Below are 14,742 nucleotides of genomic sequence, written 5' to 3' on the forward strand. Positions count from 1 at the left end.
CCACTCTTTCGAGTAGCCTTTCTTGGTGTTTGGTTGCGGGAGCCGGATTTGAACCGACGACCTTCGGGTTATGAGCCCGACGAGCTACCAGACTGCTCCATCCCGCGTCTGTGTGGCGGCATTCTACAGGCGAACGCCCGAGTGTCAACCGTTAAAAGGCGATGGGCTCAAATAAACCGTCGATCCGTCCCTTGTCTTCCTAAATGCACGGAATTTAAAGGAAATTGTCCTACAACTCATTGTGCGTAGGGCGTCGCAGGCGACGAGTCTCTGATCAGGTAGTCAGAAAACGAGCACGCACAAAAAAGGCCACTCTTTCGAGTAGCCTTTTTTGATGTTTGGTTGCGGGAGCCGGATTTGAACCGACGACCTTCGGGTTATGAGCCCGACGAGCTACCAGACTGCTCCATCCCGCGTCTGTGTGGCGGCATTCTACAGAGGATCGCGCCGCTGTCAACCCTGGCGTCATAAAAACCTGTTCCGCTTCAAGCGCTTAGCCTTGGGGAAAGGTATTGTGACAACGCTGTGACGCAGGCCTGGCAAGGGCTGAGGCTCTATTGGCCGGCTCGTTGCGATTGAAGAAGTAAATTTGTGTAGGCCCTTTCGGGTCTCAACGAAGGATCTTTCAAACTACTGGTGCTATATACAGGTGCTGGTGCGATACTGGTGGCCCGATCTGTCGCACACTCCGCTCTGCTATGACGCAACGTAAAATCATCCATGTCGACTGTGACTGTTTCTATGCCGCTATCGAGATGCGCGATGACCCGCGGCTGGCCGGCAAGCCCTTGGCTGTGGGTGGCTCGGCGGATCGGCGGGGCGTGATTGCCACCTGTAACTACGAAGCGCGGGCCTATGGGGTGCGCTCGGCCATGTCCTCCGGCCACGCCTTGAAGCTTTGCCCGGACCTCACCATCGTCAAGCCACGAATGGAGGCCTATCGGGAAGCGTCGAAGGAAATTCATACGATTTTCAGTGATTACACCGACCTGATCGAGCCGTTGTCCTTGGACGAGGCCTACCTGGACGTCTCCGCCAGCGCCCATTTTGGTGGCAGCGCCACGCGCGTCGCCCAGGACATTCGCCGGCGTGTTTCCAACCAGCTGCACATCACCGTGTCTGCTGGCGTCGCGCCGAACAAGTTCCTGGCCAAGATCGCCAGTGACTGGAAAAAGCCCAACGGGCTGTTCGTCATCACCCCCGACCAGGTCGAGGACTTTGTCTCGGCCCTGCCGGTCAGCAAGCTCCACGGCGTTGGAAAGGTCACCGCCGATAAGTTGAACCGGCTCGGCATCGTCGATTGCTCGCAGTTGCGTCAATGGGACAAGCTGGCGCTGGTGCGCGAATTTGGCAGTTTCGGTGAGCGGCTTTGGAGCCTGGCTCGTGGGATCGATGAGCGTCTGGTGCACAACGACAGTCGACGGCAGTCCATCAGTGTGGAAAACACCTACGATGTCGACCTGCCCGACCTGGTGAGCTGCCTCGACAAACTGCCGGAGCTGATGGAAACCCTGAAAGGGCGCATGGCGCGGATCGATAGCAGTTATCGACCGGGCAAGCCGTTCGTCAAGGTGAAATTCCACGACTTCACCCAAACCACATTGGAACAGGCCGGGGCAGGGCGGGACCTGGGCAGCTACCAGCTGTTATTGACCCAGGCGTTCAACCGGGGCGGCAAGCCGGTGCGGTTATTGGGGATCGGGGTGCGGCTGGAGGATTTGCGCGGTGGGTTTGAGCAGTTGGAGTTGTTTGAGCGGTGAGGGCGTCGGTTGGCGGAATGCCTTGCCTTGCTCTTGTGGCTAGGGAGTCTTGTGGCTAGGGAGTCTTGTGGGAGCAAAGCTTGCTCGCGATGGCATCCTTGAGACCGCCATCGCGGGCAAGCCTTGCTCCCACAGGCCTTGCGACCACAAAAATCCCTTGCCACAGGAGGTATTTCAGTTAGCGCCAGGATCCGCCACCAACCGCCCGCCATCCTTGGTCAGGGCCTTCATGAATTCGGCCTGCAACTCCGGATCATTACGCGTCAGTTCGATCAGGCTCTGCTCCAGTTCGCTGGCCTCTTCCTCAAGTCCAAGCTCCGACAGGCGCTTGACCCGATGAACCCACTGGCTCACCTCGTCGTCTTCCAGGTCGTCGTAGATCAGCGCGTGGGCTTCCACCAGCTTGCTGCGCAAAGTACTGCTGATGCTCAGGGATGAGTCGGTGTGCACCTCGTCCTGGGCATCCGTCACGCTGATCTGCAATTTGCCGAACTGGCTCAGGTCCTGCTCGGCGAACGGGCTTTCCAGCAGGTTCAAGCGCAGCACGCCGTTACGGTCAGTGCTCAGCTCGAAGGTCTGTCGGGCGGCCTTGACCTCCACGGGGCGTTCGCTCCAGGGCAGGCTCGAGTGTTCCGTGCGCTTGTCGCGCTGGACTTCGTCGATGCCCGCCAGGTTCTGTTGGGCGCGGCCATGGGAGGGGACGTTCATGAATGGGTTGAGCCCGGCGAAACCGTAGCTGATCCAGTCACGGGTCGCGGTGTCCGGCAGGTTGCCGAGGGCGAACACATTGACCACGTTCGCGCCGACACCGGCCACCACGGCCACCGCGCCCAGGGGGATCTCGTAAATCTCCCGCCAGGGTTGGTACGGCGTATAGCGATCGTAATGGCGAGTGACCTCGAATTCGGTGACTTCGAAGGTCTTCTGCTCATTGATGCGCACCCGACGCTGCGGCAGGTCGAGCACCTTGGGGTCGCCCACATCGATCTGCAGGCTATGGTCGAGCAATTTTCGCTCGACCCGCTCTTCGTGCTCGCTGCGTTGTGACATTTGGTTGGCACAGCCGCTGACCAGCAGGGCGCCGCACAGGGCGGCGCCACCGAGGCCTAAGGTGTTTCGCTTGAACATGACGTCTCTATCTGGTGTCAGCGGCGGATACGGGCCTGGAGGAACGACAGCACGTCGGCGACCGGCAGCGCTTGCGGCTCGGCCTCGGTGCGGCTCTTGTATTCCAGGTTGCCTTCGGCCAGGCCACGGTCACTGACGACGATCCGATGCGGGATGCCGATCAGTTCCATGTCCGCGAACTTGATGCCGGGGCTGGTTTTCTTGTCGCGGTCGTCCAGCAGCACTTCAAAGCCGGCGGCCGTCAGTTCGGCATAGAGCTTGTCGGTGGCTTCACGCACCTGGTCGGTTTCATAGCGCAGCGGTACCAGGGCAATCTGGAAAGGCGCCAGCGTGTCACTCCAGATGATGCCTTTCTCGTCGTTGTTCTGCTCGATGGCGGCAGCCACCACGCGGGAAACGCCGATGCCGTAGCAACCCATTTCCAGGGTGACCGGCTTGCCGTTCTCGCCCAGCACTTCGCACTTCATCGCCTTGCTGTACTTGTTGCCCAGCTGGAAGATGTGCCCGACTTCGATGCCCCGCTTGATTTCCAGGGTGCCCTTGCCGTCCGGGCTCGGGTCGCCGGCCACGACATTGCGCAGGTCCGCGACGGTTGGAACCGGCAGGTCGCGTTCCCAGTTCACGCCAAAGTAATGCTTGTCGTCGACGTTGGCGCCGATGGCGAAATCGCTCATCAACTCCACCGAGCGATCGATGATGATCGGCAGTGGCAGGTTCAATGGGCCGAGGGAGCCGGCACCGGCGCCAATGGCGTCGCGCAGGTCGGCTTCGGTGGCCATGACCAGCGGGCTGGCGACGCCAGGCTGGTTGGCGGCCTTGATTTCATTGAGCTCGTGGTCACCACGGACGATCAGGGCAATCAGCTTGCCTTCCTCTTCGGCTCGCACGATCAGGGTCTTGATGGTGCGCTCGATCGGCAGGTCGTAGCCTTCCACCAACTGGGCAATGGTCTTGGCGTTCGGCGTGTCTACCAGGCGCAACTCTTCGGTCGGCGCGGCGCGGGAGGTTTCCCGTGGCACGGCTTCGGCTTTCTCGATGTTGGCGGCGTAGTCGGAGCCATTGCTGAAGACGATGTCGTCTTCGCCAGACTCGGCCAGCACGTGGAACTCGTGGGAGCCGGCACCGCCGATGGAGCCGTTGTCGGCTTCAACCGGGCGGAATTTCAGGCCCAGGCGGGTGAACACGTTGCAATATGCCTGGTGCATGCGGTCGTAGGTGACTTGCAGCGAGGCCAGGTCGGTGTGGAACGAGTAGGCGTCCTTCATGATGAATTCGCGACCGCGCATCAGGCCGAAGCGTGGACGGATTTCGTCACGGAATTTGGTCTGGATCTGGTACAGGTTGATCGGCAGCTGCTTGTAGCTGCTCAACTCGTTGCGCATCAGGTCGGTGATCACTTCTTCGTGGGTCGGGCCTGCACAGAAGTCGCGACCGTGACGGTCTTTGATGCGCAGCAGCTCAGGGCCGTATTCTTCCCAGCGTCCTGACTCCTGCCACAGCTCGGCCGGTTGGGTGCCCGGCATCAACACTTCCAGGGAACCAGCGGCGTCCATCTCTTCGCGAACAATGGCTTCCACCTTGCGCATGACCCGCAGGCCCATCGGCAGCCAGGTGTACAGGCCCGAGGCGAGTTTGCGGATCATGCCGGCACGCAGCATCAACTGATGGCTGATCACGACGGCGTCGGAAGGCGTTTCTTTCTGTGTGGCGAGCAAATATTGACTGGTGCGCATGGTTGGCCGTTGTCGGTTGCTGATGACGAGAAGTGACGGAGCATTGTACGGGCGAGATGCCCTGGCGTACAGGCGCGTGGCCGGTCGCCCGCTGCGAACGCCGGTTTCCCCGGCGTTTTCTGAAGTTTCCTACGACTCTTCCGCAGGCCGGGTGGGCGTCGGTTCCGCAGTGGGTGCCGAATCCTGGCGACGGTTCTCCTGGAACCAGTGCAGGGCGATCAGCAGCAGGGTCGGAACGCCAAGCAATGCGGTGATCAGGAAGAATTTGTGATAGCCGAACTTCTCCACCATCACCCCTGAATAACCACCGATCAAGCGCGGCAGCAGCAGCATGATCGAGCTGAGCAGGGCGTATTGGGTGGCGGAGAATTTCAGGTTGGTCAGGCTCGACAGGTAGGCGACGAACGCTGACGTGGCCAGGCCGGAGCTGAAGTTGTCCAGGGAAATGGTGACAATCAGCATCTGTACGTTGGCGCCCATGTCGGCGAGCATCAGGAAGAGGATATTGGTGCCGGCCGAGGCCGCGCCGCCGATGAACAGAATTGGCAGGATGCCGAAGCGCACGATCAGCAGGCCGCCCATGCCGGCGCCGACGAGGGTCATGATCAGCCCGAAAATCTTGCTGACGCTGGCGATCTGGTCCTTGGTGAAGCCCTGGTCGATGTAGAACACGTTGGCCATGACGCCCATGACCGTGTCGGACATCCGATAGGTTGCGATCAGCCCGAGCAGCAGCAAGGCTTGCCAGCGGTAGCGCAGGATGAAGTCGTTGACCGGCGTCAGCACCGGCGCCAGCCCTCGGCGGCCCATGGCCGACAGGCACAGGGCCGTCAGGATGATATAGAGGATGGCCCGCAGGAACGCGCGGTCTTCGAGCAGCAGGTCGAGCAGGCTGACGCCCTCGAACAGTACGCTGGCGAAGTCGGTGTTGTAGAGCTGGGTGAACATCGCCGGGACGGACACCAGCAGCACGATCAGCACGAATACCGACGCCAGTTGATGCACGAACGTGTAGCGTCCGGCCTGCAATTGGGTGCGCAGCGGCACCGGCGGCTCGCGCATGAACAGCGAGGTCAGCAACGCCGGGACCATCAATGCGCCGAACAGCAGGTAGGTGCCGGCCCAGGCCGAGTGTTTGTAGTTGAAACCGGTGGAGCCAAACCCTTCGGCGAAGAACAGGGCGCCAGCGGTGGCCAGCAGCGCGGCGATGCGGTAGCCGGACATGTAGCTGGCGGCGAGGGCGGCCTGGCGGGTGTCGTCGGCGATCTCCAGGCGATAGGCGTCGACGGCGATGTCCTGCGTTGCAGAAGCGAAGGCGACGATGACGGCGATGGCGATCAACCATGACAGGTGCTTTTGTGGGTCGCAGAAACCCATGCCGATCAGGCCAAGGATCACCAGGGCCTGGGAGAGCACCAGCCACGAACGGCGACGCCCCAGTTTGCCCAGCAAGGGCAGGCGCCATTGGTCGAGCAGTGGCGACCAGACCCATTTAAAGGCATACGCCAGGCCGATCAGGCTCGCGTAGCCAATGGTTTCGCGGGCGACGCCGGCTTCGCGCAACCAGACCGAAAGCGTGGAAAACACCAGCATGTATGGCAAGCCGGCGGCGAAGCCAAGCAGCAACAGCACGAGCGTCGAAGGGCTGGCATAGGCGGCGAGGGCGGCGCGCCAGGTTTTACGGGGCATGGGCTGGAGTCTGCCTCAAAAATTGCGAAAACAAAGCGCGCACTCTAACCGCTGTGCTCTACCGGGCGCCAGCCATGGCGCTGAATATCAACACGATTGTTCAGGACACTGATCCCTTCCAGGCGCAGGCGGGCGCGCTGTTCATCGCCTGAGGCGCTGCCCGCCGGCAGGCTGATCCGACCGCCGGCAGCCAAGACCCGGTGCCAGGGCAGCTTGGTGTCGTTCGGCAACTGGCTGAGGGTTCGCCCGACCCAGCGCGCCGCGCGGCCCAGGCCGGCCATTTCAGCGAGTTGGCCATAGGTGACCACCTTGCCTGCCGGCACTTGTGCCAGGGTCAGGTAAAGGGTGGTGCGGCGGATTTGGGCGGCGTTCTCGGTGCCCGCTGGGGTGTCAGTCACGTAGAGGGTTCCTGAGTGGGTGTCCGTCTGTAGATTAATTCCTACAGGACTGGTTGAAAAATGAACTCATCAGTCCTACACAGGTCAGTCGTTGCTGAGGTGTCATCCTGGGGGATAATGCCGCCTTTTCACCGCAAACTTGAGCCCTTTATCGCTTATGTTGTCTAGAACCCTGCTATGCCTGGCTGTGGCCAGCGCCTCCATGCCCTTGCTTGCCGACACTGTCTGGTTGAAGAATGGGGACAAACTCAGTGGCAAGATTACCGTTTTCGATGGCGGCAAGTTGCTGATCCAGACCGATTACGCCGGTGCGATTCCCATCGACTGGAAACAGGTCAAGACCCTGGAGAGTGACCAGCAGCTCCTGGTCAAGCAGGATGCCTACACCGGCGAGAAGGCCAAAGCGTTGCAGGCGGCCGAGGATGGCAAGGTCACCTTGGCCAACGGTGATGCGCCTAAGACCGTTGAGCTGGCCAGTATCCAGCAGATCCTCAAACCCAAACCGGTGGTCGAGGACCTGGTGTGGAAGGGCAATATCGATGCCGCGCTGGATTATCAGCGTGCGGAAAAAGACACCGACGATTACGACGTCGATTTCAAGACCTCGGCGCGCCACGGCAGATGGCGGCACACCGCCGAAGGCGAATACAACCGTGAATTCCAGGATGATGTGGTTTCCGCCGATAACTGGCGCCTGGAGTATTCCCTCGACCGGTTCATCACCGACAAGTGGTTCTGGCAAGGCCGCTTGAACTACAAACGTGACAAAGTCGAAGACCTGGCGCGCCAGCGCGTGGTGGGTACCGGTCCGGGCTACCAGTTCTGGGATGACGAGTTGGGGGCTTTCTCGTTGGGCTCTCTGCTCAACCGCACCGACTATGAATACCGCGACGGTGGAACGGACAACTTCTATTCCGTGGCCATGAAGTGGGACTACAACCGCTACCTGATTGGCAAGCGCGTCGAGTTCTTCACCAATGGCGAAGTGGGCAAGCCGCTGTCCGGCGTGGCGGATTACGCCTATGACGCCGAGATGGGGCTGCGCTACAAGGTCACCGACTGGGCGTCGCTCAATCTCAAGGCAGAGAAGGATGTCATCGAGGGCACCGAAGACAGCGACTTGAGCAAGACGCGTTACACGGCCGGGTTTGGCGTGACCTGGTAACCCCGGGCTGACCAACAAGTCAATGTGGGAGCGGGCTTGCTCGCGAAAGTGGTGTGTCAGTCAACGAACATGTTGCTGATTCACCGCTTTCGCGAGCAAGCCTGCTCCCACATTATTTTTTGTGCCTGCAAAACTGACAGGCACAAAAAAGCCCCGCTTTTGAGGGCGGGGCCTTTTACTAAAGCAAGGACAAGTTAGATAACTTGAACTTCTTCAGCTTGCATGCCTTTCTGACCGCGGGTAGCGATGAAAGAAACCTGTTGGCCTTCTTTCAGGCTTTTGAAGCCGTCGGATTGGATAGCTTTGAAGTGAACGAACAGGTCGTCACCGGATTGTGGGGTGATGAAGCCGAAGCCTTTTTCATCGTTGAACCACTTAACGGTACCGGTTTGGCGATTAGACATGGTGTAACTCCTTGAACAAAGATAACTGCGACTCAGGAAGAACCCTGGCCGAGACTGAGTGCAAAGAGCAGGAAAAATTCTTGTAGATGGTTGGATCGAAATTCAACATATCGTGTAGAGATTCTCAGTGACACAAGCAACACAGTGGCGCCACCTTAACCCTTTTTCCAGAATGTGCCAATGGTCTTTGCGAAGGTTTCTCTTATTTGGTGACTGACGGCGCTGGCGATGGCCGGCAGGACCCGGAAATCAAGGTGGATCGGCGAGATTTGCGCGCCGTGCTTTGAACCCTGCCCCGCGCCCCGGTAAGATGCCGGACGTATTTTTTCCACCTCGCTATTTCAGGAAACCGCCATGAGCATCAAATCGGACAAGTGGATTCGCCGCATGGCGCAAGAGCACGGCATGATCGAGCCCTTCGTCGAACGCCAGATGCGTGGCGAAGGCGCCGACCGGCTGATCTCCTTCGGTGTCTCCAGCTACGGCTACGACGTGCGCTGCGCCGACGAATTCAAGGTGTTCACCAACATCAATTCGGCTACCGTCGACCCGAAGAATTTCGACGAGAAGAGCTTCGTCGACGTCAAGAGCGACGTTTGCATCATCCCGCCGAACTCCTTCGCCCTGGCCCGCACCGTCGAGTACTTCCGCATTCCGCGCAACGTACTGACCATCTGCCTGGGCAAGAGCACCTACGCCCGTTGCGGCATCATCGTCAACGTCACGCCGCTGGAACCCGAGTGGGAAGGTCACGTGACCCTGGAATTTTCCAACACTACGACCCTGCCGGCGAAGATCTACGCCAACGAGGGTGTGGCGCAGATGCTGTTCCTGGAATCCGATGAAGAGTGTGAAGTTTCCTACAAGGATCGTGGCGGCAAGTACCAGGGCCAGCGCGGTGTGACGCTGCCGCGTACCTGATTCTGACGAACTGTTGGAATTCCTGGGCGGGCAGACACTCTATTGCGTGTACTGCCCGTTTTTGCGTCAGCGCAACGGGCTTCGCCCAGGAGTTGCTCTATGAAGATCGATCCGCGAATCAGTGCCGAACTGGCAAGGCTTGAGCCCAACCAGATCGGCGTCATGGCCTGGTCGTTGCTGGCCCATCCTGTCGAAGCGGCGGGTGGCATCCCCGGCCAACCCGATCCTGACTCCCCCAACGAACAGCCTACCGAACCGGGCGAACCTACCCTGCCGGACGAGCCGCCTCCTGCGCCTGTTGCCTGATGAACCATGGCCCGTGGCCTGTTTTTTCAGGCCACGGGCCATATTTCGTTAATAGGTACTGAATCACTGATTTGCGAAGTTGTTGGATGTCGCCATGCCTGCCGTGTGCGTCCTGGAAGTCCTTCTCCAGTGACGACCATGGCGGGATGCGAAAGGTCTTATGCAAGATATCGTGGCGAGCGTGCTTTTGTGGCGAGGGAGCCCCCGCCGCGTCTTCGACGCTGCGCTGTCGGGCAGGGAACAAGGCCCTGTGGCGAGGGGATTTATCCCCGCTGGGGCGCGCAGCGGCCCTAAAGCAGTCAACTCAATCTTCCTGGCACACCGAGTTGCCTGGTTTTGGGGGCTGCTGCGCAGCCCAGCGGGGATAAATCCCCTCGCCACAAAGGGAGTGTTCTTACCTACCTGAGACACATGGCCGATTTATTTCAGCAGAAATTTTTTTATTAAAAATCAGCAAGTTGTAATTTGTTCCATGAGAGCTTGCTCCCGCTGGGCTGCGAAGCGGCCCCCTGGATCTGGATGACACGCTGCAAGGGGAGGCTGCGCCTCCAGCGGGAGCAAGCTCCCTCGCCACAAAAGCAGCGCCTGGCGCCGAATGCCAGTCAGTTAAGCCGCAAACCCGTGGGAGCAAAGCTTGCTCGCGATTGCGGTAAGCCAGCCGACTAAGATATTGGCGACTCTGCCGCTATCGCGAGCAAGCTTTGCTCCCACAGGATTTATGCCGTTTGTTCCTAACTGACAGGCATTGGCGCCAGGCGCTGCTTTTCAGGGGAGTCCGGAATTTATTTCAGGTTGCCACTGAGAAACTGCTTGAGCCGTTCGCTGGTGGGATTGCCCAATACGTCTTCCGGCCTGCCTTCTTCTTCCACCAGGCCCTGGTGCAGGAACAGCACCTGGTTCGAGACTTTGCGGGCGAAGCTCATTTCGTGGGTCACCATGATCATGGTCCGGCCTTCCTCAGCCAGGCCCTGGATCACCTTCAGCACTTCGCCCACCAGCTCCGGGTCCAGGGCCGAGGTGGGCTCGTCGAACAGCATCACCTCCGGCTCCATCGCCAGGGCGCGGGCAATGGCCACGCGCTGTTGCTGGCCGCCGGAGAGGAACGCCGGGTATTGCTCGGCGACGCGTGCCGGCAAGCCGACCTTGTCGAGGTAACGACGGGCGCGGTCATCCGCTTCCTGCTTGCTCACCCCCAACACCCGGCGCGGCGCCATGGTGATGTTCTCCAGCACGCTCATGTGGCTCCACAGGTTGAAGTGCTGGAACACCATGGCCAGGCGCGTGCGCAGGCGCTGCAGTTCGTCGGCGTCGGCCACGTGCATGCCGTGGCGGTCCTTGATCATCCGGATCGGCTGGCCGTCCAGGCTCATGGCGCCGTCGTTGGGTTGTTCCAGGAAGTTGATGCAGCGCAGAAAGGTACTTTTACCCGAGCCGCTGGCGCCGATGAGGCTGATGACGTCGCCGGTCTTGGCCTTGAGCGAAACGCCCTTGAGCACTTCATGTTCGCCATAGCTTTTGTGCAGGCCTTCGATGGTCAGTTTGTACATGGAGCATGCATCCTCAAGGCGAAAGTAGGTAGCCGCTGCGGTAGGCTTCGGTGCCGGCGACATGGGCGATCACCATGCCGGCCGTGGCCATGCGGCGCAGCGAACGGGCGTACAGCAGCCCGGCGTTACGGCAATGAACGGGGGTGACGGTATCGTTGACCGGGTCGATGACTTCCGCGATCAGTTGCCCCGCCTCCAGGTATTCGCCGGGCAGCGCGCTGTAGACCAGCAACCCACCCACGGGCGTCGCCACCGGCTCGACCGCGGCCAGCGGCGTGGCCGGGTAGGGCAGCTCGGGCATGGGCGTCGGTTCGCCGTCGATGGCGCCGAAACGGATCAGGTATTGGATCAAGGCCTGGCAGTCGAGGCTCGCCAGCCCGTGGTTGACGTCACCCTGACCACGCAATTCCACAGTGACCGAAAAACTGCCCAGGGGAATCTCGAAGTGTTCGCCGAAGCGTTCCTTGAGTTGCCACCAGAGCAGGGTGAAGCATTCGTCGAACGATTGGCCGCCCGAATCGGTCGCCAGCAGGCTGGCCTCGGCACCGATGTAGCGGGCCAGCGGCTCGACCTGTGGCCAGGCTTCGGGCGTGGTGTAGAGGTGGGCCACGGCTTCGAAGTCGCAATGCAGGTCCAGCACCATGTCGGCGTCGCAGGCCAGCCGCTGCAGGGCCAGGCGCAGGGATTGCAATTGCGTGCCTGGGGTCTGTCGGGCGAGGGCATCGCGCAGGCTGGTACGGATCAGCATCAGGTTGTGCTGCGGATCGTCGGTGAGCAGGTCCTGGATTTCGTTGCCGATCTCTTCGCTCAGGTCGACGAAGCGGCGGTTGAAGTTCTGCCCGCTTTCGGCTTCGTAGCGGCCCAGGGGCACGTCCATCAGCACTTGTTCGAGGCCGATGGGGTTGGCGACGGGCACCAGCACGATCTCGTGCCGCAGGTGGCCCGACGCTTCGAGTTCGGCCAGGCGCTGCTTGAGATGCCAGGCGACCAGCATGCCCGGCAGTTCATCGGCGTGCAGGGACGCCTGGATATAGATTTTGCCGACGGCTTTTTCCGGGCCGAAGTGGAAGCTGTGGATCTTGCGTGCGGTCCCCGGTACCGGGGCCAGCAGGTCATGGATCTGGTGGCGCATGTGCGTGTGTGTCCTGGAACAAAAGCCCTAGTGGGTCGGCCCGAGAAAGGCCAGCCAGCGGCGTTCGGCGAGGCGGAAGAGGCCCACCAGTGCAAAGGTGACGGTCAGGTAGATCAACGCGGCGATCCCGAACGACTGGAACGTCAGGAACGTCGCCGAGTTGGCATCCCGGGCGACTTTCAGCACGTCTGGAACGGTAGCGGTGAATGCCACGGTCGTCGAGTGCAGCATCAAGATGACTTCGTTGCTGTAATACGGCAGCGAGCGGCGTAGCGCCGACGGCATGATCACGTAGGTGTACAGCTTCCAACCGGTCAGGCCGTAGGCCTTGGCTGCTTCCACTTCGCCATGGTTCATGCTGCGAATCGCCCCGGCGAAAATTTCCGTGGTGTAGGCGCAGGTGTTCAAGGCGAAGGCGAGGATCGTGCAGTTCATCGCATCGCGAAAGAAGCTGTCGAGCATGGGTTGGGCGCGCACCGCCGCGATGCTGTAGATGCCGGTGTAGCAAATCAGCAACTGGATATAGAGCGGTGTGCCCCGGAACAGATAGGTGTAGAACTGCACCGGCCAGCGGACGTAGAACTTGGGTGAAACCCGGGCGATGGACAGCGGGATCGACACCACGAAACCGATCAGCAGCGAGGCGCTGAGCAGCCATAGGGTCATCGCCAGGCCCGTGACGTTGACGCCATCGCTGTAAAGGAATGGCCGCCAGTATTCTTGCAGAAGTTCGATCATCGCACCGCCTCCCGGGCGCCGGCGGCGTAACGGCGTTCAAGCCAGCGCAGGATGACGTTGGACGCGCTGGTGATCAGCAAATAGATCAATGCCGCCAGTACCAGGAAGTAAAACAATTGGTAGGTGCTCTTGCCCGCATCCTGGGCCGCCTTGACCAGGTCGGCCAGGCCGATGATCGACACCAGCGCGGTGGCCTTGAGCATCACCATCCAGTTGTTGCCGATACCCGGCAGGGCGAAGCGCATCATTTGTGGAAACACCACGAAGCGAAAGCGCTGGCCACGCTTGAGGCCGTAGGCCGTGGCGGCTTCGACCTGGCCCCGGGGGACCGAGAGGATCGCGCCGCGAAAGGTTTCGGTGAAGTACGCGCCATAGATGAAGCCCAGGGTGATCACCCCGGCGCCGAATGGGTTGATCTCGATGTATTCCCATTCCATGAAGTCGGTAAACGAGGTCAGCCAGGTTTGCAGGCTGTAGAAGATCAGCAGCATCAGCACCAGGTCCGGCACGCCGCGGATCAGCGTGGTGTAGAGCTGGGCAGGGATTCGCAGCAGTTTGACGCTGGACAGCTTGGCGCTGGCGCCCAACAGGCCGAGCAAGACGCTCAACAGCAGGGACAGGGCCGACAGCTTGATGGTCATCCAGGTGCCTTGCATCAGCAGCGGGCCAAAGCCCTGCAGGCTGAAGGCAGAGAGCCCCAGATTTTGTAGGAGTTGTTCGAACATGGAAGAAAGCCTTTGGCAGGAGAAAAGCGCCCATCCGAGACCGGATGGGCGCAGCGCATTATTTGCCGCTGTACAGATTCAGATCGCCAAAGTGTTTTTTCTGGATCTCGGCGTACTTGCCGTCGTCGTGTAACGCTTTGATACCTTTATCCAAAAGTGCCTTCAGCTCACTGTTACCTTTCTTGATACCGATGGCGGTCTTGGATGGCAGCAGTTCGCTGTCCACCGGCTTGCTGACTTCGTAGCCTTCACCTTTTGGCGACTTCAGGAAGCCCAGCTCTGCCTGCAGCATGTCCTGGATCGCCGCGTCGAGGCGGCCGGAGGTCAGGTCGGCATAAACCTGGTCCTGGTTCTGGTAGGCCTGGGTCTTGACGCCAGCCTTGTCCAGCACGGCCTTGGCATAGGCTTCCTGGATGGTGCCTTGCTCGTAGCCGACGGTCTTGCCTTTGAGCGAGGCAACGTCTTCGCTCAGGCCCGAGCCCTTCTTGAATACATAGGCGGTTGGGCCGGAGAACAGCTCGCTGGAGAAGTCGATGGCTTTTTCACGGGCCGGGGTAACGGTCATGGAGGAGATCACGCCGTCGAATTTATTGGCCTTGAGGCCCGGGATCATGCCGTCGAAATCGCTTTCGACCCATTTGCATTTGACCTTCAGCTCTTCGCAGATCGCATTGCCCAGATCGATGTCGAAACCGACCAGGCTGCCGTCGGCGGCCTTGGACTCAAACGGGGCGTAGGAAGGGTCGACACCAAAACGCAGTTCCTTGTATTCCTTGGCCGTGGCGACGCCAGCAGCCATGCACAACGCCAGTGCAGAAAGGGTCAGCAGTGCTTTTTTCATTATTCAATCCCTAAAACCAATATGAGCGCTTGTGGCGCGTAAGTATTGTTACCGGTGAAGGCGAGAACGGTATGACGGCATAAAGGTAGCAATTTCCGAACCAGAGTGCCGAACAAGTGTTTTAAAAGCTTCGGCGGCAGGCAGCGGAATGCGATGGTGCGCGGGGATGAGCGTACATCAAAAGCTGCACCAGGATAGAGCAGGCTCTACTGGGCAAAGCCCATGTGGCGAGGGGATTCTCGGGCTGCATAGCGA

General features: G+C 60.2%; 14 protein-coding genes and 2 tRNA genes. 4 read left to right on the plus strand and 12 right to left on the minus strand.

Features of this window, described 5'->3' with window-relative positions; genetic code table 11:
* Positions 1-30 precede the first annotated feature (30 nt).
* Together B0E42_RS06075 and B0E42_RS06080 are read right to left on the minus strand one after the other, a co-directional pair.
* Positions 31-107: transfer RNA gene (locus B0E42_RS06075), tRNA-Met, on the minus strand.
* Positions 108-339: 232 nt separating this feature from the next.
* Positions 340-416, minus strand: a tRNA-Met gene (locus tag B0E42_RS06080).
* 282 nt (positions 417-698) lie between these two features.
* On the opposite strand from B0E42_RS06080, the gene dinB reads away from it, so the two are divergent.
* Entirely contained in the window at positions 699-1,760 is a 1,062-nt protein-coding gene (dinB, locus tag B0E42_RS06085; RefSeq protein ID WP_077505979.1) for a DNA polymerase IV, read from the plus strand.
* Positions 1,761-1,934: 174 nt separating this feature from the next.
* Here the strand turns inward: dinB and B0E42_RS06090 are convergent, their stop codons facing one another.
* From B0E42_RS06090 to B0E42_RS06105, 4 genes are all read right to left on the minus strand, one after another.
* Positions 1,935-2,888, minus strand: a complete 954-nt coding sequence (locus tag B0E42_RS06090) for a hypothetical protein (protein WP_018607868.1) — start codon at positions 2,886-2,888, stop codon at positions 1,935-1,937.
* Between the two features lie 17 nt (positions 2,889-2,905).
* Positions 2,906-4,621, minus strand: coding sequence for a proline--tRNA ligase (locus tag B0E42_RS06095; protein WP_018607866.1), 1,716 nt, complete (start codon positions 4,619-4,621; stop codon positions 2,906-2,908).
* 129 nt (positions 4,622-4,750) lie between these two features.
* The gene (locus tag B0E42_RS06100; protein ID WP_018607864.1) at positions 4,751-6,310 is read right to left on the minus strand and encodes an AmpG family muropeptide MFS transporter; all 1,560 of its coding nucleotides are present in this window, start codon (positions 6,308-6,310) and stop codon (positions 4,751-4,753) included.
* A gap of 44 nt (positions 6,311-6,354) precedes the next feature.
* Positions 6,355-6,708, minus strand: coding sequence for an MGMT family protein (locus tag B0E42_RS06105; RefSeq protein ID WP_018607862.1), 354 nt, complete (start codon positions 6,706-6,708; stop codon positions 6,355-6,357).
* 157 nt (positions 6,709-6,865) lie between these two features.
* On the opposite strand from B0E42_RS06105, the gene B0E42_RS06110 reads away from it, so the two are divergent.
* On the plus strand, positions 6,866-7,873 hold the full coding sequence (locus B0E42_RS06110) for a DUF481 domain-containing protein (RefSeq protein WP_024619906.1): 1,008 nt from the start codon (positions 6,866-6,868) through the stop codon (positions 7,871-7,873).
* Positions 7,874-8,067: 194 nt separating this feature from the next.
* Here B0E42_RS06110 and B0E42_RS06115 read toward each other — a convergent pair whose 3' ends face one another.
* Positions 8,068-8,277, minus strand: coding sequence for a cold-shock protein (locus B0E42_RS06115; protein ID WP_002554837.1), 210 nt, complete (start codon positions 8,275-8,277; stop codon positions 8,068-8,070).
* Positions 8,278-8,631: 354 nt separating this feature from the next.
* On the opposite strand from B0E42_RS06115, the gene dcd reads away from it, so the two are divergent.
* Together dcd and B0E42_RS06125 are read left to right on the plus strand one after the other, a co-directional pair.
* Positions 8,632-9,198, plus strand: coding sequence for a dCTP deaminase (gene dcd / locus B0E42_RS06120; RefSeq protein WP_003184751.1), 567 nt, complete (start codon positions 8,632-8,634; stop codon positions 9,196-9,198).
* Between the two features lie 99 nt (positions 9,199-9,297).
* Positions 9,298-9,504 (plus strand): hypothetical protein, encoded by a 207-nt coding sequence (locus tag B0E42_RS06125; RefSeq protein WP_018607786.1) that lies wholly within the window; start codon positions 9,298-9,300, stop codon positions 9,502-9,504.
* Between the two features lie 782 nt (positions 9,505-10,286).
* Here B0E42_RS06125 and B0E42_RS06130 read toward each other — a convergent pair.
* Genes B0E42_RS06130 through B0E42_RS06150 form a run of 5 tightly spaced genes read right to left on the minus strand, consistent with a single transcriptional unit; the run spans position 10,287 to position 14,487 of the window.
* The gene (locus tag B0E42_RS06130; RefSeq protein WP_014336859.1) at positions 10,287-11,051 is read right to left on the minus strand and encodes an ABC transporter ATP-binding protein; all 765 of its coding nucleotides are present in this window, start codon (positions 11,049-11,051) and stop codon (positions 10,287-10,289) included.
* Between the two features lie 13 nt (positions 11,052-11,064).
* Entirely contained in the window at positions 11,065-12,183 is a 1,119-nt protein-coding gene (locus B0E42_RS06135; RefSeq protein WP_077505981.1) for a succinylglutamate desuccinylase/aspartoacylase family protein, read from the minus strand.
* Positions 12,184-12,210: 27 nt separating this feature from the next.
* Positions 12,211-12,921: an ABC transporter permease gene (locus B0E42_RS06140; protein WP_018607780.1), complete on the minus strand. Its 711-nt coding sequence runs from the start codon at positions 12,919-12,921 to the stop codon at positions 12,211-12,213.
* Complete coding sequence (locus B0E42_RS06145; protein ID WP_014336862.1) at positions 12,918-13,646, minus strand: ABC transporter permease; 729 nt, start codon at positions 13,644-13,646, stop codon at positions 12,918-12,920. The genes B0E42_RS06140 and B0E42_RS06145 overlap by 4 nt, the downstream gene beginning before the upstream one ends.
* A 58-nt stretch (positions 13,647-13,704) precedes the next feature.
* Positions 13,705-14,487: a transporter substrate-binding domain-containing protein gene (locus tag B0E42_RS06150; protein ID WP_018607777.1), complete on the minus strand. Its 783-nt coding sequence runs from the start codon at positions 14,485-14,487 to the stop codon at positions 13,705-13,707.
* Positions 14,488-14,742 lie beyond the last annotated feature (255 nt).

Source organism: Pseudomonas sp. A25(2017) (genome assembly GCF_002001065.1).
Lineage (GTDB): Bacteria > Pseudomonadota > Gammaproteobacteria > Pseudomonadales > Pseudomonadaceae > Aquipseudomonas > Aquipseudomonas kilonensis.